This is a genomic window from Streptomyces spororaveus, assembly GCF_016755875.1.
GTDB classification, from domain to species: domain Bacteria; phylum Actinomycetota; class Actinomycetes; order Streptomycetales; family Streptomycetaceae; genus Streptomyces; species Streptomyces spororaveus.
Genome location: NZ_BNED01000005.1, coordinates 6,978,954 through 6,994,474, shown reverse-complemented (window position 1 = coordinate 6,994,474; position 15,521 = coordinate 6,978,954). Strand labels below are relative to the sequence as shown.

Below are 15,521 nucleotides of genomic sequence, written 5' to 3'. Positions count from 1 at the left end.
ACCGCGAAAGCGCGCTGTCCTAGGCCGCGGCGACTCCCAGCTGTTCGGCGGCAAGCGGAGTGTGCACGATGAGACGGACGGTCCCGTTGGGGTCCTCGTGGAGCAGTTCGACCATCCGCACCGGGACGACGCCGTGCTCGGGGTGCCGCATGCGATGGACCCTGGTCAGCGGCCCGGACACCCGGTGCTCGTCCCACCACTCCCGGAACTGGGAGCTGCGGCGGGAGAGTTCGTGGACCAGCCGGTGGGTGTGGGGAAGGGCCCGCCAGTCGGTCAGCTCGGCCCGGAACCGGGCGACGACGTGGCGGGAGGCGCTCTCCCAGTCGACGAAGCGCCGGTGGGCCGCTTCGGAGGTGAGCATCCACACGAGCACGTTTCGGTCCTCCTCGGGCAGTTGCCCGAAGTCCGTGAGCCACGCCGGTACCGCTCGATTCCAGCCAAGCAGATCGCCGGAGGGCGAACAGATGTAGGCGGGGAACGGGTACATGTTTTCCGCGACCGCCTTCAAGTACTTCCAGGAGTCGGACGGTCCCGCGGCGAGCGCGCAAGCGTCCGGTTCGCGGGACAGTGCGAGCAGGTAGTCGCGTTCGAAGACCGACAGCCCCAGCACACTGGCGAGGCCGTCCAGCACGTCCGGCGAGGGCGAGACGTCCCGGCCCTGCTCCAGATACGTGTACCAGGTGGGGCTCACCCCGGCGAGGACGGCGACCTCCTCGCGGCGGAGCCCCGGGGTCCTGCGGCGAACGCCCTGCGGCAATCCGACTTCGCAGGGCAAGATACTTTCACGCCGTTTTCTTAAAAAGTGTGCGCGTTCCAATCGCCTGTGCTCACCGATACTCACGTTCCACCCCCGTGTGAACTGTGCCGAATGATCTTTGCATCTAACCACAGGCGAACGACGGGCAGGCGCCTAGGGGAATGCGCCGCACTCCGGCCCCCACGTGCGCTCTCAGCGAAACGATTTGCTGGTGGGACGCGGTTCCGGAAATGATCGTGCTACGGTCCGATGAGTGAAGATCGGCAAGCGTCACGGCAGTTGGGCGCCCCGATCGGATCGACGGAACCGGAACAGCACGGAAGTATCGAACGGTGGCGGTTGCTGCCGGTGGATCCACATGGGGGTTCAGTGACTCGTCAGGATGATTACCAGGCAGCGGAATTCGGCCATTCTGCGCCGCGTATGGACAATGGAGCCAGCCCGCCCTGGGGAATGGGCGATCAGGTATTCAGCAGCCTCCTCAACCACCGCATCGTCTTCCTTGGTCAGGCTGTCGACGACGACATTGCCAACCGCATCACCGCGCAGCTTCTTATGCTCGCGGCCCAGACCGAAGAAGACATCTACCTGTACATTAATTCGCCGGGCGGTTCGGTGACCGCCGGTATGGCGGTGTACGACACGATGCAGCTCATCAAGAACGACGTCGTCACCATCGCCATGGGCTTCTGCGCCTCCATGGGGCAGTTCCTGCTGACTTCCGGCGCCCCCGGAAAGCGCTTCGCCCTGCCGCACGCGAAGATCCTCATGCACCAGCCTTCGGCCGGCTTCTCCGGCTCGGCCAGCGACATCCGCATCTACGTGCAGCATCTCCTGAAGACCAAGAAGGAGATGGCGCAGCTCATCGCACAGCACTCCGGGAACGACGTCGAGCGCATCACCAAGGATTCCGACCGCGACTACTGGTTCTCCGCTCAGGAGGCCAAGGAGTACGGCCTCATCGACGACGTGATCCAGTCCACCCCGTCGATGCCTGGCGGCGGCGGACTCGCCGCGCGCTGACCGGCGACTCTGCAGCGCCGGCGCGGTGAATGACGGTGTGTCACTCACCGCGCCGGCGTCGTCACCTGCCGCTCGCCCGCCCGATCCCATCCGAGTCCCGGAAAGTACGGAGGCTGCCTTGCCCATGCACGAGTACGCGCCCCAGGCCCGTTACGTCCTTCCCCGCTTCGTCGAGCGCACCTCTCAGGGTGCGCGGGAGTTCGACCCCTACGGCAAGCTGTTCGAGGAGCGGATCATCTTTCTCGGCTCCGAGATCGACGACACCTCCGCCAGCGACGTCATGACCCAGCTGCTCTGCCTGGAGTCGGCCGACCCGGACCGCGACATCTCCATCTACATCAACTCGCCCGGTGGTTCCATCACTTCACTGCTGGCCATCTACGACACGATGCAGTTCGTCAAGCCGGACATCCAGACCGTCTGCATCGGGCAGGCCACCTCGGCCGCCTCGGTCGTCCTGGCCGCGGGTACCAAGGGCAAGCGGATCGCCCTGCCCAACTCCCGGGTCCTGATGCACGCCCCGGCCAGTCCCGGTCAGCAGGGCCAGGTGTCCGACCTTGAGATCCAGGCACTGGAGATCGAGCGCATCCGGAACCGGATCGAGGAGATCATGGCCCACCACACCGGTCGCGACAAGGAGCAGATCCGCCAGGACCTGGACCGCGACAAGATCCTCACCGCGCAGGGCGCGTTGGAGTACGGGATCGTGGACCAGGTGGTTCATCCGCGCGGCAAGAACGGTTCCTGACCGGACATGACCGTCTCCCATGCCGCGGGCAGCTGGTTCCGACGGTTCTCCACCGGGACCGAGGACGGGATGACGCTGCTGTGCTTCCCCCACGCGGGGGGAGCCGCCAGTACCTACTTCCCGATGTCCAAACTGCTTGCCCCCCGGATCGGCGTGTACGCCGTGCAGTACCCCGGGCGGCAGGACCGCCGGAGCGAGCCGCCGCTGGACGAGCTGACCCAGCTGGCCGACCGCATCACCGAGGCACTCACCGAACTCGCCCCGGACCGTCCACTGGCCCTGTTCGGACACAGCATGGGCGCTCTGCTGGCGTACGAGGTCGCGCGCCGGCTGGAGACCACGGAGCGACTCCGGCCGATCCGGCTGTTCGTGTCCGGTCGGCGCGCCCCCGGCCACGCCGCCACGCGCCCGGACCTGCACGACCAGGATGACGCGACGATCCTCGCCGAGCTGCGCCGGCTGAGCGGCACGGACGAGGCGGTGCTCGCCGACGACGACTGGTCCGGATGCTGCTGCCGACCCTGCGCAGCGACTACAAGGCCGTCGAGTGCTACGTGGGGCCCGGACCCGGGGAAGGCGTACTGTCCTGCCCGGTATCGGTGTTCACGGGGACCGAGGACACCCATGTGACCCGCGAGGGCGCCGAGGGCTGGGCGGCGTTCACCTCCGGTCTCTGCGACGTGGAGTCCTTCCCCGGCGGCCACTTCTTCGTCAACTCTGACCGTGAGGCTGTGGCTTCGGCCCTCGCCGCCCGGCTCGACGGCGCGACCGTCGGATAGCCGAGCAGGCCCATTCAACCGTTCGCTCTTCACATCCCGGGGGAAGCCATGCCAGTGCGTGGGTTGCACAAACCCTTGACGTACCTGGTCGCCGCGATGGCCGTCACGGCCGTGGTCAGCCTGGTCGGCCTCGTTGTCGACGACCGTGTGCTGGCCGGTGAACCGATTTGGCTCAAGCCGCTGAAGTTCGCGGTGTCGCTGGGTGTCTACGGTGCCACCCTGGCATGGCTGCACTCGCTGCTCAGTCGGGGCCGGCGGGTCAGTTGGTGGGCCGGGACGGCCATCGCGGCCGGCTCTTCCTCCGAGATGGCACTCATCGTCACGCAGGTGGTTCGTGGCAAGCGCAGCCACTTCAACCAGGAGACCCCGCTGGACGCGGGCGTATACGCCGTCATGGGCGTGATCGTGGCCGTGCTCTGGCTGGCCACCGTGGTCATCGCCGTGCTGCTGTACAGGCAGCCCTTGCCGGACCGGGCGACTGCCTGGGCCATCCGGCTGGGGGCGGCCATCTCGGTCGTCGGACTCGCGCTCGGCTTCCTGATGAGCATGCCGACGGCGGACCAGCTCGCCGATGGGGCCTCCGGCATCGTGGGCGCGCACAGCGTAGGCGTGCCGGACGGGGGGCGGAACCTGCCGGTGACCGGCTGGTCGGCCGAGGGCGGCGATTTGCGCATCGCCCACTTCATCGGCATGCACGCCCTCCAAGTGCTGCCGCTGCTGGCCCTCGCCCTGTCCCGCCGGGCATCCGGGGCGGGCCGGCCGGCCGACGGCACGGTCCGGCTGCGCGTGGTGATCGTCGCGGCGGCAGGGTACGCGGGGCTGGTGGCCCTGGCGGCCTGGCAGGCGCTGCGCGGGCAGCCCTTGACCCAACCGGACGGGCCGACCCTCGGAGCGGCTGGCGGACTGGTCCTGGCCTGGCTGACCGCCACCCTGCTGGCGCTGCGCACCCCGCGCACCCCGCGCACCGGGCCGTCGGTCCAGGCAGAGGCCGGCGCCGGTGCGCGCGAGGCGCGGGTGGGCACGCCTGGTCCGTGAGTGACGGCCGGGACCTGCTGATCCCGGGGAGCGAGCCGCCCTCACGCAGAGGCACGACGTAGCGGGACCCACTGCGCGAGGAGTTCTCCGGCCGTGGTGATGGACGCGACCAGGGCGAGGGAGTTGCGGATCACCTCGGCCGTGCAGGAGGCGGGCACCCCCGCGATGGCGTCGGCCGGGACCACCACCCGGTAGCCGAGGTTCACGGCGTCGAAGACGGTGTTCGGGACGGCGATGTTGGAGGAGACGCCGGTCACGACGAGGGTGCGGATGCCGAGGTTGCGCAGCAGGGGGTCCAGATCCGTGCCGGCCATCGGGGAGAGCCCGTGCAGCCGGCGGACCACCAGGTCCTGCCCGGCCACCACGATGGGCGCGGCGATCTCCACCGCCCGGCTCCCGCTCAGCTGGCGCACCGGCAGCTTCTCAGCGGCCCGGAACAGCCGCGCGTTGGTGTTCGCCCCGAGCCCGTCGGGCCGCCGCTCGGCGACCGCGTGCAGTACCTGTACGCCGGCCCCGCGCGCGGCGTCGACCAGCGCGGCCACCCTCCCCAGCATCCCCGAGTCCCGGGCCTCCTTGGCCAGTTCGGGCAGCGCGCTCTCCTCCCCCACGACACCGTTCTGGCACTCGACGGTGAGCAGCGCGGTGGTGGCGGGATCGAGATCCGGCATGGCTCCCCCTGGCGTGGCGACGGAAGAGCCCCCATGATTCCTGACACACAGTCAGGTGTGAAGGGGTGCAGGACGGATGGACGTGGACAGGTCACGAACCGGAACCTCGCCGCGCTCGCAGCGGCGGGGCCGGCGCATCATGATGAGCGACGCGGAGGTGGACTCCTTCCTGCGTGAGCAGAAGACCTGCCGGGTCGCGACGGTCTCCCCCGACGGGCGCCCGCACGTGGGCGCCCTGTGGTTCGCGTGGGACGGCAGCTCGCTGTGGCTGTACTCGATCACGCGCAGCCGCCGCTGGTCCGACCTGAGGAAGGACCCGCGGATCTCGGTGGTCGTGGATTCCGGCGAGTCGTACGACGAACTGCGCGGGGTGGAACTGTCCGGCAGCGCGGTCTTCGTGGGCGAGGCCCCGCGCACGGGCGAACCCTGCCCCGAGCTCGCCGCGGCGGAGCGGATCTTCCCGGTCAAGAACTTCGGCATCGAGGAGATGCCGCACGACGGGCGGCACGCGTGGATCCGGCTGACCCCCGACACGGTCGTCTCCTGGGACTTCCGCAAGCTGTAGGGCCGCGGCACGGCGGCGGGCCATCGGCGTCCGGCGGCGGCCTATCGAAGTCCGGCGGCCGCCTCCCGCAGGGCGTCGGCCGCGGCCCGGACGGAGGGCCGCCGGTCGGCGTCCGCGCGCCAGACGGCGTACACGTGGCGGCGTACGCTGTCGCAGACCGGCAGCAGCCGCACGCCCGACGGCACCGGGCCGCGGCCCAGCTTCGGCGCCACGCACACCCCGAGTCCGGCCTCCACGAAGGCCAGCTGCGTGTGGTGCTCCTCGGCGATGTGGGCGATACGCGGCTCGATTCCCGTACCGCGCAGGGTGAAGACCAGCCACTCGTGGCAGAACTGGCCCTCGTTCCAGGAGATCCAGTCGTCGTCGCCGAATTCCGCGAGGGAGATCCCGGACGCCCCCGGGCCCCCGGTCCGGTCCGCCAGCCGGTGGCCTGCCGGGACCGCGATGTCGACGGTGTCCTCCAGCAGATGGGTGCGGGTGAGCTCGGCGGGCACCGGCATCCGCTTGTTGTGCCAGTCGATCGCCAGCGCCAGGTCGAGGTCCCCGCGCACGACGGCCGCCATGGCCTCCTCGGGCTCCTGCTCGCGCACCCTGACCCGCAGCTCCGGATGCCCGGCCCGCAGTGCCGCCAGAGCCTGGGGCAGCAGTCCGCGCATGGCGGTCGGGAAGGCGCCGATCCGCAGCTCGCCGACGGCGCAGCCGCGCTGGGCCTCGACGTCGGCCTGGGCGAGCTCCACCTGGGAGATGATCCGGGCGGCGTGATCGGCGAGCAGCCGTCCGGCGTCGGTGAGGCGGACCCCGCGCCCGTTCTTCGCCAGCAGCGGCTGGCCGACCTCGCGCTCCAGCTTGGCCATCTGCTGGGACACCGCGGAGGTGGTGACATGGAGGCCGTCGGCCGCGCCGCTGACCGAGCCGTGGCGGGCGAGGGCGTCCAGGGTGCGCAGGCGCTCCAGGTTCAACATATAAGCAATGCTACGGCGTCACTCCGAGAAACTCTCGCTTGTCCTACGAAGTTGATACGAGGACAGTAAGGGGCATGAGCGCACCGACCACCTCCGGGCCGACCCTCCCGGCGGCCTCCCCTACCCCGGCCTCCCCTGCCACGACCGCCGCCACGACCGCCGCCACGACCGCCGCCGCCTCCACCACCGGCCGGCGCCGGGGCGGCCTCCTGGACTGGCGGGTCCGGTTCGCGATCCTCTCGGTGATCTGGGGCTTCAGCTTCCTCCTGATCAAGGTCGGCACCGAGGCGTACGCGCCTTTCCAGGTGGCACTGGGCCGGGTCCTGTTCGGCGCGCTCGCCCTTCTCACCGTGCTGCTGGTCCGCCGCGAGCCGCTCCCCAGGGGTCTGCGCACCTGGGGTCACCTGACCGTGGCCGCGCTGCTGCTCAACACCGCCCCGTTCTCGCTCTTCGCCTACGCGGAGCTCAGCATCCCCTCCAGCCTGGCGGGCATCTGCAACGCCACCTCGCCGCTGTGGGGCATGGCCCTGTCGCTGGTGGCCCTGTCCGAGGACCGCCCGACCCGCCGCCGCTTCGCCGGGCTGGGGCTGGGCTTCCTCGGTGTCCTGACCGTGCTCGGTGCCTGGCAGGGCTTCTCCGGTGTCGACGCCAAGGGCACCGCGTTCGCCCTGCTGGCGTCCCTCTGCTACCCCGTCGGCTGGATCTACGTCCGCCGCACGCTGGCCGGGACGCCCGGCTCCCCGGTGGCCCTGACCGGCGGCCAGCTCATGATCTCCACGCTCCAGCTCGCGCTCGTGAGCGCCGCGTTCACCTCGGCGCCGAGCTCGTTCCCGCTCTGGCCGACCCTGTCGGTGATCGCGCTGGGCGCCCTGGGCACGGGCATGGCCCTGCAGATGCAGTACGGGCTGGTGACGGAGGTCGGCCCCACCACCGCCCAGATGGTCACCTATTTCATCCCGGTCATCGCCACCACGGCGGGCGTCCTGGTCCTCGGCGAGCAGCTCCACTGGAACACCCCGGTCGGCGCCGCGATCGTCCTGGCCGGCGCGGCGCTCACACAGACCCGGCCCGGGGCCCGGAAGCCCGCCTGAACCGGCCTGAACCGGCCTGATACCCTCCGGGCGATCATCACATCACCGGGGGGTATTCCATGGGCGGAGCCATCGTCCTGCTGACCGTCGGACCCGCGGTCCTCCTCGCGGGCAGCTGGGTCGCACTGAACATCCGCGGCTCCGCCGGCGCGCTGGAGCGCCGGGCGGCCGCCGCTGCCGAGCTCGCGATGCACGCCCGGGGCGACCTCGGCCCGGCCCGCCGGGTCGCCTCCGCGGCGTTCTACCGCTTCGCGGGCTCGGTGCTCGCGCTGTGCGGGATCGTCCTCACCCTGGGCGGCCTGCTGGAACTCGCCTGACGGGCCGGGCGTCGGGTGCCGCGGTCAGTCGGACCGGGCGCCCGCCCCCACCCGGGCGGCCGCGGCCACCGCGTCGGCCAGGACCGGCACCTCCTCCACCGTCAGCTGCGACACCGTCAGCCGCACTCCCGGTCCCGACTCGACCCGGAAGACCGCACCGGCGCACACTCCCCATCCGGCGGACAGCAGCCTCGTCACCACCACCGTCTCGTCGACCACCGGGACCCAGACGTGCAGGCCGCTGCGCCCGTGCGCCCGTACCCCCCGCTCCCCCAGCGCCTCGACCAGCGCGTCCCGTCGCGCCGCGTACGAGCGGGCCACCGCCGCCGGATCCACCGCGCCCGAGGTCCACAGCTCCACCACCGCGTACTGCAACAGGCGGCTCACCCAGCCCGGCCCGAGCCGCTGCCGCCCCCGCAGCCGGTCCAGCGTGACCGCGTCGCCGGTCAGCACGGCGAGCCGCAGGTCCGGCCCGTACGCCTTCGCCGTGGACCGCACCAGCACCCAGTGCCGGGTCACCCCGCCCAGCGGGTGCAAGGGCAGGTCGACGATCCCGTTCCCGTGGTCGTCCTCGATCAGCAGCACCCCGGGGTGGCGCGCCAGCAGCTCCCGCAGCTCCGCCGCCCGCGGTGCGGACACCGCGGCCCCGGTCGGGTTCTGCGCCCGCGAGGTCACCACCAGCGCCCGCGCCCCGGCCTCCAGCGCCCGGGCCACCGCGTCGGTCCGGGGCCCTTCGTCGTCCACCGCCACGGGCAGTACGCGCAGACCCAGCGCCGGCACCAGGTCCAGCGCTCCGCCCCATCCGGGGTCCTCGACCGCCACCGCGTCGCCCGCCCGCAGGTGGGCGGTGAGTACGCGTTCGATCCCGTCGAGCGCACCCGAGACCACCGCCACCGGCCCCGACGGAACCCCGTCCGCGTCGAATCCGGCCCGCGCGAGGCCGGCGAGCTCGGGGGCGACCGGGCCCGCCCCGTAGAGGGTCGGCCGCTGCGCGTACCGCCGGGCCGCCGCGGCCAGCGGACCGTCGAGCGAAGGCAGCAGCGCCACGTCCGGACTGCCCTCCGCCAGGTCCCGTACGCCCTCCGGCACGGTCATCCTCAGCGCGTCCCGCGGGGTGCTCGAGGGCCGGGACCGCACGCGGCTGCCGCGCCGCCCGTCGGTCTCGATGACCCCGCGCTCGCGCAGCGTCCGGTAGGCGGCGGCCACCGTGTTGGGGTTCACGCCCAGTTCGCCCGCCAGCTCCCGCATCGGCGGCAGCAGTGAGCCCGGCGGGAGCGCGCCCGATGCCACACCCGCTTCCACGCCGGCCGCGATATCCGCTGCGCGCCGGCCTGTGATCCGATAGTCTCCTAGCACAAAGCTTATTATGCACTAGTGCAATGGAGTTCGCACGATGACCGCCACCGACAGCTACGAGCCCACCGCCCTCACCGTCCCCACCCGGTCCCGCGACCGGGCGCGCTACGACCACGAGACCGTGCACTCGATACTCGACGAGGCCTACATCTGCCACCTCGGCTTCATCCGCGACGGCGCGCCCGTGGTCCTGCCGACCCTGTTCGCCCGGGTCGGCGAGTCGCTCTACATGCACGGCTCCACCGGTTCGCGCCCGCTGCTCGCGGCCGGCCGCACGGACCCGGGCCTGCCCGTCTGCGTGACCGTGACCCTGGTCGACGGACTGGTCCTGGCCCGCTCGGCCTTCCACCACTCGCTCAACTACCGCTCGGTGGTCGTGCACGGCACGGCCCACCAGGTCACGGACGAGGCGGAGTGCCGCACGGCCCTCGCCGCCATGGTCGACGCGGTCGCCCCGGGCCGCGCGGCGGACAGCCGACCGCCCACCGCCAGGGAACTCGCCGCCACCTCGGTGATCCGTGTGGACCTCGCCGAGGTGTCCGCGAAGATCCGCAGCGGCCCGGTAAACGACGGGGCCGAGGACCTGGACCTGCCCCACTGGGCGGGCGTGGTCCCGGTGGCCCCGGTGTACGGAACCCCGGTGCCCGCCGCGGACCTGACCCCCGGCATCGCCGTCCCGGACTACCTCACCGCGCTCTGAGGAGTCCTCCGTACGACGGTGGGCGCGGGGGTCGCGGGCCGCCGCGACTCCGCGACGATCAGCGCGCCCACCGCCGTCAGCAGCAGTACGGTGCCCAGCACCACGGCGCCGGTCAGCCGCTCCCCGAGCACCAGGACGGCGATCGCCGCCGCGCTCACCGGCTCGATCAGCATGATCACCGACACGGTCGCGGCCCGCACCGCGGCGGCGCCCGTGAAGTAGAGCGCGTACGCCAGCGCGGTCGGCACGGTGGCGACGTACACCAGCAGCCAGAGCACCCGGCCGAGATCGGCGGTGTGCGGCAGCAGCCCCTCCACCGCGGCGAGCGGCAGCAGACACAGCGTGCCCACCGCGACCGACCAGGCGGTGGTCACCAGCGGGTCCCCGCCGGCCCCGCGCTGCCCGAGCCACCGGGCCCGCAGGGTCATCCCGGCGTACCCGGCGGCGGACACCAGCGCCCAGCCCACGCCGAGCGGGCGCACCTCACCGCCGCCGCTGCCCAGCACCAGGACGGCCAGTCCGGCCAGGGCCCCCAGTACGGCGACCACACCTCCGAGGCCGAGCCGCTCGCCCATCCAGTACCGCGCGCCCAGCGCGATGATCACGGGCCCGGCGCCGAGCGTGACCACGGTGCCCACCGCGAGGCCGGTGGCCTGCACGGAGGCGAAGTAGGCGGCCTGGAAGAGGGTGAAGAGCAGACCGGTCCCGATCAGTGAGGCCGCCGAGGGCCGCACCCGCACCGGGCCGCGCCGGGAGCCGCGTACGGCGAGCACACCGAGCAGCACCAGGAGCCCACCCGCGCACCGCCAGAAGGACAGGGCGAGCGGGCCGAGGTCACTGGCCAGGAAGAGGAGGGAGGCGGCCGCCCCGGCGGTGCCCCAGGCGGCTCCGGCGATGACGAGGTACAGCAGACTGCGCCCGGCAGCGGGCGAATGGTTCGACACGAGATGTCTCCGCGCATGCGTGAAGGATGAAGGAAGCAGGTCATCGCTTCGCGGGCAGCACGGACCCGCCCGGGAGACCCCGGGCCGGGTTACTGCGAGGTGTCGCCGCCCGCGCTAGGCGGCCGGCGGCGAAAGCACGGTCAGGTACATGGCCGCCACCCTAACCCTTGGCGGCCGGGGACGGCTCGCGGTCCGGGGCGGCCCGATCGTGCTCGGTCGCCGCCACCGCCGCGGCCGGCGCGGTCGCGGGCGCCTGCCGGGAGGACTGGGCGATGAAGGCGCCGCCCAGCACCAGCCCGCCGCCGACGATCTGCCAGGTGGAAAGGTGCTCGCCGAGCAGGATCCAGGCGAACACGGTGGCGACGACGGCCTCCAGGAAGGCCACGACGCCGGCGATCTGGGGCGAGAGCCTGCGCACCGAGACCACACCGGTCAGGTAGGCGAAGACCGTCGCGACGAGCACCACCCAGGCGAGCAGCACGGGCGCGGGCACCATGGTGCCGCCCACGGAGGCCTGGCCGCCCAGCACCTGCCAGTCGATCTCCCAGGGCCGGGCGATCACGGTCATCACCAGGGCGCCGACGAGCATGCCGTACGCGATCACCCCGAGCGGGTCGGGGGCGTCGTCCGCGTCGGCGCCCTGGTCGGCGAAGACGAAGTAGAAGGCCTGGCAGCAGGCGGCGGCGAGGCCGAAGAGCACGCCGAGCGGGTCCAGGCTCAGCCCGGCCCAGATCTCGACCACGCAGGCCAGGCCGACGACGGCCACGGCCGCGCCCGCCGCGGCACCGCGCGTCACGGGCTTGCGCTGCACGAAGCGGATGTAGCCGAGCAGCAGCGCCGGGCCCAGGTACTCCAGCAGCAGGGCCACGCCGACGGGGATGCGGGACAGGGAGGCGAAGTAGAAGGCCTGCACGCCCGCGACGGCGATCAGCCCGAAGCCCGCCAGCAGTGCGGGCCTGCGCAGCAACAGGCCGCGGTGGCGCCAGGCCAGCGGGGACAGCACGAGCGCCGCCCCGGCCACCCTGAGCCAGACCATGTGGAGGGGATCCAGACCCGCCTCGATCAGCGGCTTCGCAGCCACTCCGGAACCACCGAACGCGAACGCCGAGACGAGGGCGAGGCCCAGTCCGGCATTTCTCCCTGACGCTTGCATCCAGCCATCATGACAGGGGTGGTCAGGAGCGTCACGGGGGTGACACCTGTTGAGACGGAGTCGAGATCGAGCCCGCCATCACCGGCCGGATCTGACAGGTCGTCAGTATTGAATGTTCCGCCCGCCGGGGCTACCTTCCGCCGCACGTACCCGACGAGAAGGGGTGGCCGCATGGCCGAAGTCACCGCGGAATCACGCATCGAGGCGTCCGCCGCGCAGCTCTGGTCCCAGCTGACGGACTGGGACGCGTACGGGCAGTGGAGCATGACCCACACGAACTTCCCCGCGGGCGGACCCGAGACCCTCGCGGTCGGCGCCACCTTCGCGGAGAACATGAAGATGATGGGCTTCCCGGCCGAGGTCGTGTGGACCGTCTCGGAGCTGGAGGCCGAGCGCCTCTTCGCGATCACCGGCAAGGGCCCGATGGGCGTGGCGGTCCTCACCCGGTACACCCTGACCCCGGACGGCGAGGCCACCACGGTCCGCATCGACGGCGAGTTCACCGGGGCCGCCGTCTCGCTGATGGCGGGCAAGCTCAAGGACTCGGCCACCGCCGCGCTGAACGAGTCGCTGCGCAAACTGGCCGGCCTGGTCGTCTGACCGCCGGACCGCCGCACCGCCGGCGACGCGCGGCCGCCCGGCGGCCCGCACCGAACGCGACGGCGCGCCCCGCGAGACGAACGCGCGGGGCGCGCCGTCGCGTGCCGGGGCCGGCCGGGCTCAGTGCTCGTCGGCCAGGATCAGGTAGAGCTTCTTGCGGGCGTCGTTGATGACCGCGAGCGCCTTCTCCCGCTGCTGGGGCGAGCCGGTCTTGAAGACCTGCCCGAAGGCTTCCATCAGCCCGAACCCGGCCGTCCGGACCTCCTGCATCGCCTCGAAGTCGAAGCCGCGCCCGGCATCCGCCCAGGGGGCGTCCGGACCCGACTCGGCCTCGGCGCGGCCGGCGTCGGTGAGCGTGAACAGCTTCTTGCCGCCCTCGCTCGCGCTCTCGATGAGCCCCTCGTCCTCCAGCAGCTGCAGGGTCGGGTAGACCGACCCCGGGCTGGGCTTCCAGGCCCCGCCGCTGCGCTCGCCGATCTCCTGGATCATCTCGTAACCGTGCATCGGCCGGTCGGCGAGCAGCGCCAGGATCGAGGCGCGCACATCGCCGCGCCGGGCCCGGCCCCGCGGTCCGCCGCGTCCGCCGCGGCCGCCGAAGGGACCACCGCCGAAGGGCGGCCCGAACGGGCCGAAGGCGGCGCGCCGCCCCTTGAAACCCTCCCGACGATCGGGCCCGCAGTGGTCGTGGCCCCGTCCGCGGTCATGTCCGTGGTCGTGTCCGTGCTGTCCGTGTGAACGCATGACTGCGCTCCTTTCGTCACGTTGTCGTTGCTTCATCGGTTGTCCGATGTCTCCACTATCGGCGACGGCTCGCGATGTGTCAACGATATATCGGAACGCATCGCCGACACGCGCTATCGACATGCGTCACGGCCGGCGGAACGGAACGCGGCCGCAGTCAGCCCCGCGGCGCCGCTCCTCGTACGGCCCGGCTCGGCCACGGCCGACGGCTCCGGGCGCTCCTCGGGAACCAGCTCAACCTGGATCAGTGCGCGTACCTGCGGACCTGACCGCCGACGCCGCCGACACGACAGGGCCGGTCCCCGGGCCGGCCTTTGTCGATGATCAAGAAATCGTCCTACCGTCGGGGCATGCGCATCCGAATCGTCGACGCCTTCACCGACCGCCCCTTCCACGGGAACCCCGCCGCCGTCCTGCTCCTCGACACCGGGTTCCCCCCGGACGCGTGGCTCCAGCAGGTCGCCGTCGAGATGAACCTCTCCGAGACCGCCTTCGCCCACCCCCTGCCGCCCGGCGGGGACGCCGACTGGGCGCTGCGCTGGTTCACCCCGGCCGCCGAGGTCGACATGTGCGGCCACGCCACCCTGGCGACCGCGCACGTACTGGCCACCAGCGGGCTGGCCACGGGACTGATCCGCTTCTCCGCGCGCTGCGGCGTCCTCACGGCCGAGACCGCGGACGACGGCACGATCACCATGGACTTCCCGACGTCCTCGCTCACCCCGGTGCCGGCGCCGGCCGCCGTGGACCACGCGCTCGGCGGGCCTCCGATCCTCTCCGTGCACGACACCGCCGACCACATCGGCGACCTTCTCGTCGAGCTCGCCGACGAGAAGACCGTCCGTGAACTGGAGCCGGACCACGCCGCCCTGCGCGCCTTCGCCCGGCGCGGGGTGATCGTCACCGCGCCCGCCGAGGACCCCTCCCTCGGGTACGACTTCGTCTCCCGCGGCTTCTTCCCCGCCTTCGGGATCGACGAGGACCCGGTCACCGGGAGCGCCCACACCGCGCTCGCCCCGTTCTGGGCGCGGCGGCTGGGCCGCACCGAGCTGACCGGGCTCCAGGGCGGTGCGCGGCGCGGTCTCGTACGGGTGACCCTGGCGGGTGACCGCACCCTGCTGACCGGCCGGGCCGTCACCGTCGTGGACGGCGAGCTGCTCGCGGCCCCGCCCGGGGGCGGACGGGCGAAGTGACCACGGGGCGCGGACGCGGGCAGCGGGACCGGGAACCCGGCCGGGCACCCGGGCGGACCGGCTCAGCCCGCGGACCCGCCCCCGTCGCCCTTCCCGTCGCTCTTCGCCTCGCCCTTGGACCGCTCGTTCGCATCGGCCTTCGCGCGTGCGGCGGTCCGCCGCTTCTCCTCCTGCTCCATCCAGGCGTCCGAGTCGATCCTCTTGCGGTAGACCTGCTCCGGCTCCGCCGCGCCCAGGTGCACCGTCCACCCCCACAGGACGGCCGACACGAGGAAGAAGACGCCCGCCACCCCCAGGTAGGCGCCGATCTCATCGGCCTCGGAGGCCCCTTCCTCGTGCATGAAACCGGGTACGCCGCGGATCAGCGCGTTGACCCACCAGGCGAGAGCCACGTTGAACAGGACGAGGGAGACCCAGTAGGCGACCCTCATGCTCTTCGCGGCGCCGCTCGCGTCCCCCAGCAGCAGAAGGCGCCGCAGCGAGACCGGCCCCGTCCGGTGGCGGCCGCCCGTGTCCGCCTTGGCGCGGCGCACCGAGGCGTAGCACTCGTCCAGCCAGCGCCCAGGCTCCGGCTCCTGGGCCGGGGCCGGGGCGTCGGTCGGTGCGAGCTCCTTGGCCTGGAGCCAGGCGATGAGGAACTGGACCTCCAGCTGGGCCTTCTCCAGCCGCCGGCGGTAGTGGTGGTCGGAGCTGCGGGCCTCGCGGCGGTCCCGGATGAGCAGGCTGATGCCGCCCACCAGGCCCGTGACCACGGGCACGAAGAAGGGCGCGAACGGTACCAGGGTGTCCGTAAGAGCCACCGGGCGCGCCTCCTCACTCGCTCCCAGCCTCGCACCGCACCGACGTCCGCCACCGCCCGGAAGGGCCGATCGGGTGGGCCGGAGCCGGC

19 protein-coding genes are annotated in these 15,521 nt (G+C 72.3%); 11 read left to right on the top strand and 8 right to left on the bottom strand.

The annotated features are described in order from the left end of the window. Positions 1-19 precede the first annotated feature (19 nt). Positions 20-757, bottom strand: a complete 738-nt coding sequence (locus tag Sspor_RS34190) for a helix-turn-helix domain-containing protein (RefSeq protein WP_237404148.1) — start codon at positions 755-757, stop codon at positions 20-22. 423 nt (positions 758-1,180) lie between these two features. Here Sspor_RS34190 and Sspor_RS34185 point away from each other — a divergent pair, with 423 nt between their 5' ends. The 5 genes from Sspor_RS34185 to Sspor_RS34170 all read left to right on the top strand — a co-directional run bounded on the left by Sspor_RS34185 (position 1,181) and on the right by Sspor_RS34170 (position 4,342). Beyond that, entirely contained in the window at positions 1,181-1,780 is a 600-nt protein-coding gene (locus Sspor_RS34185) for an ATP-dependent Clp protease proteolytic subunit (protein WP_202204033.1), read from the top strand. Positions 1,781-1,904: 124 nt separating this feature from the next. Then, positions 1,905-2,528 carry an ATP-dependent Clp protease proteolytic subunit gene (locus tag Sspor_RS34180; protein WP_202204032.1) on the top strand — a complete coding sequence of 208 codons (624 nt, stop codon included), beginning with the start codon at positions 1,905-1,907 and terminating at the stop codon, positions 2,526-2,528. Positions 2,529-2,534: 6 nt separating this feature from the next. Next, positions 2,535-3,158 carry a thioesterase II family protein gene (locus Sspor_RS34175; RefSeq protein WP_237404147.1) on the top strand — a complete coding sequence of 208 codons (624 nt, stop codon included), beginning with the start codon at positions 2,535-2,537 and terminating at the stop codon, positions 3,156-3,158. Further along, positions 3,155-3,307 carry a hypothetical protein gene (locus Sspor_RS41805; protein ID WP_237404146.1) on the top strand — a complete coding sequence of 51 codons (153 nt, stop codon included), beginning with the start codon at positions 3,155-3,157 and terminating at the stop codon, positions 3,305-3,307. The genes Sspor_RS34175 and Sspor_RS41805 overlap by 4 nt, the downstream gene beginning before the upstream one ends. A gap of 75 nt (positions 3,308-3,382) precedes the next feature. Further along, positions 3,383-4,342 carry a hypothetical protein gene (locus tag Sspor_RS34170; RefSeq protein ID WP_202202539.1) on the top strand — a complete coding sequence of 320 codons (960 nt, stop codon included), beginning with the start codon at positions 3,383-3,385 and terminating at the stop codon, positions 4,340-4,342. 41 nt (positions 4,343-4,383) lie between these two features. On the opposite strand, the gene Sspor_RS34165 is transcribed toward Sspor_RS34170, so the two are convergent. Next, on the bottom strand, positions 4,384-5,010 hold the full coding sequence (locus tag Sspor_RS34165; protein WP_202202537.1) for a cysteine hydrolase family protein: 627 nt from the start codon (positions 5,008-5,010) through the stop codon (positions 4,384-4,386). 139 nt (positions 5,011-5,149) lie between these two features. Between Sspor_RS34165 and Sspor_RS34160 the strand changes: the two genes are divergently transcribed. Next, complete coding sequence (locus Sspor_RS34160; protein WP_237404423.1) at positions 5,150-5,575, top strand: pyridoxamine 5'-phosphate oxidase family protein; 426 nt, start codon at positions 5,150-5,152, stop codon at positions 5,573-5,575. 41 nt (positions 5,576-5,616) lie between these two features. On the opposite strand, the gene Sspor_RS34155 is transcribed toward Sspor_RS34160, so the two are convergent. Next, positions 5,617-6,537 (bottom strand): LysR family transcriptional regulator, encoded by a 921-nt coding sequence (locus Sspor_RS34155; RefSeq protein WP_202202535.1) that lies wholly within the window; start codon positions 6,535-6,537, stop codon positions 5,617-5,619. Between the two features lie 74 nt (positions 6,538-6,611). On the opposite strand from Sspor_RS34155, the gene Sspor_RS34150 reads away from it, so the two are divergent. Next, on the top strand, positions 6,612-7,628 hold the full coding sequence (locus Sspor_RS34150) for a DMT family transporter (protein ID WP_202202534.1): 1,017 nt from the start codon (positions 6,612-6,614) through the stop codon (positions 7,626-7,628). A gap of 59 nt (positions 7,629-7,687) precedes the next feature. Next, the gene (locus Sspor_RS34145; protein ID WP_202202533.1) at positions 7,688-7,945 is read left to right on the top strand and encodes a hypothetical protein; all 258 of its coding nucleotides are present in this window, start codon (positions 7,688-7,690) and stop codon (positions 7,943-7,945) included. 24 nt (positions 7,946-7,969) lie between these two features. Here Sspor_RS34145 and Sspor_RS34140 read toward each other — a convergent pair whose 3' ends face one another. Continuing rightward, positions 7,970-9,301 (bottom strand): aminotransferase class I/II-fold pyridoxal phosphate-dependent enzyme, encoded by a 1,332-nt coding sequence (locus Sspor_RS34140; RefSeq protein WP_202202532.1) that lies wholly within the window; start codon positions 9,299-9,301, stop codon positions 7,970-7,972. Positions 9,302-9,338: 37 nt separating this feature from the next. On the opposite strand from Sspor_RS34140, the gene Sspor_RS34135 reads away from it, so the two are divergent. Then, the gene (locus tag Sspor_RS34135; protein ID WP_202202531.1) at positions 9,339-10,001 is read left to right on the top strand and encodes a pyridoxamine 5'-phosphate oxidase family protein; all 663 of its coding nucleotides are present in this window, start codon (positions 9,339-9,341) and stop codon (positions 9,999-10,001) included. Here the strand turns inward: Sspor_RS34135 and Sspor_RS34130 are convergent. After that, positions 9,983-10,945, bottom strand: coding sequence for a DMT family transporter (locus Sspor_RS34130; protein ID WP_237404145.1), 963 nt, complete (start codon positions 10,943-10,945; stop codon positions 9,983-9,985). The two genes, Sspor_RS34135 and Sspor_RS34130, sit on opposite strands and share 19 nt — an antisense overlap. A 160-nt stretch (positions 10,946-11,105) precedes the next feature. Further along, a complete protein-coding gene (locus Sspor_RS34125; protein WP_237404144.1) occupies positions 11,106-12,098 on the bottom strand; it encodes an EamA family transporter in 993 nt (330 codons plus the stop codon). A 171-nt stretch (positions 12,099-12,269) separates the two neighbouring features. Here Sspor_RS34125 and Sspor_RS34120 point away from each other — a divergent pair, with 171 nt between their 5' ends. After that, positions 12,270-12,698 (top strand): type II toxin-antitoxin system Rv0910 family toxin, encoded by a 429-nt coding sequence (locus Sspor_RS34120; protein ID WP_202202530.1) that lies wholly within the window; start codon positions 12,270-12,272, stop codon positions 12,696-12,698. 120 nt (positions 12,699-12,818) lie between these two features. Here the strand turns inward: Sspor_RS34120 and Sspor_RS34115 are convergent, their stop codons facing one another. After that, a complete protein-coding gene (locus Sspor_RS34115) occupies positions 12,819-13,439 on the bottom strand; it encodes a PadR family transcriptional regulator (protein WP_202202529.1) in 621 nt (206 codons plus the stop codon). A 350-nt stretch (positions 13,440-13,789) separates the two neighbouring features. Between Sspor_RS34115 and Sspor_RS34110 the strand changes: the two genes are divergently transcribed. Beyond that, positions 13,790-14,632, top strand: a complete 843-nt coding sequence (locus Sspor_RS34110; protein WP_202202528.1) for a PhzF family phenazine biosynthesis protein — start codon at positions 13,790-13,792, stop codon at positions 14,630-14,632. A 62-nt stretch (positions 14,633-14,694) separates the two neighbouring features. On the opposite strand, the gene Sspor_RS34105 is transcribed toward Sspor_RS34110, so the two are convergent. Next, a complete protein-coding gene (locus tag Sspor_RS34105) occupies positions 14,695-15,432 on the bottom strand; it encodes a hypothetical protein (RefSeq protein ID WP_202202527.1) in 738 nt (245 codons plus the stop codon). Positions 15,433-15,521 lie beyond the last annotated feature (89 nt).

Excerpts from the sequence above, each read along its gene's own strand:
- Sspor_RS34185 (WP_202204033.1), top strand. The coding sequence starts at position 1,181 with ATGGACAATGGAGCCAGCCCGCCCTGGGGAATGGGCGATCAGGTATTC.
- Sspor_RS34180 (WP_202204032.1), top strand. The coding sequence starts at position 1,905 with ATGCACGAGTACGCGCCCCAGGCCCGTTACGTCCTTCCCCGCTTCGTC.
- Sspor_RS34175 (WP_237404147.1), top strand. The coding sequence starts at position 2,535 with ATGACCGTCTCCCATGCCGCGGGCAGCTGGTTCCGACGGTTCTCCACC.
- Sspor_RS34165 (WP_202202537.1), bottom strand. The coding sequence starts at position 5,010 with ATGCCGGATCTCGATCCCGCCACCACCGCGCTGCTCACCGTCGAGTGC.
- Sspor_RS34160 (WP_237404423.1), top strand. The coding sequence starts at position 5,150 with ATGATGAGCGACGCGGAGGTGGACTCCTTCCTGCGTGAGCAGAAGACC.
- Sspor_RS34155 (WP_202202535.1), bottom strand. The coding sequence starts at position 6,537 with ATGTTGAACCTGGAGCGCCTGCGCACCCTGGACGCCCTCGCCCGCCAC.
- Sspor_RS34150 (WP_202202534.1), top strand. The coding sequence starts at position 6,612 with ATGAGCGCACCGACCACCTCCGGGCCGACCCTCCCGGCGGCCTCCCCT.
- Sspor_RS34145 (WP_202202533.1), top strand. The coding sequence starts at position 7,688 with ATGGGCGGAGCCATCGTCCTGCTGACCGTCGGACCCGCGGTCCTCCTC.
- Sspor_RS34135 (WP_202202531.1), top strand. The coding sequence starts at position 9,339 with ATGACCGCCACCGACAGCTACGAGCCCACCGCCCTCACCGTCCCCACC.
- Sspor_RS34125 (WP_237404144.1), bottom strand. The coding sequence starts at position 12,098 with ATGCAAGCGTCAGGGAGAAATGCCGGACTGGGCCTCGCCCTCGTCTCG.
- Sspor_RS34120 (WP_202202530.1), top strand. The coding sequence starts at position 12,270 with ATGGCCGAAGTCACCGCGGAATCACGCATCGAGGCGTCCGCCGCGCAG.
- Sspor_RS34115 (WP_202202529.1), bottom strand. The coding sequence starts at position 13,439 with ATGCGTTCACACGGACAGCACGGACACGACCACGGACATGACCGCGGA.
- Sspor_RS34110 (WP_202202528.1), top strand. The coding sequence starts at position 13,790 with ATGCGCATCCGAATCGTCGACGCCTTCACCGACCGCCCCTTCCACGGG.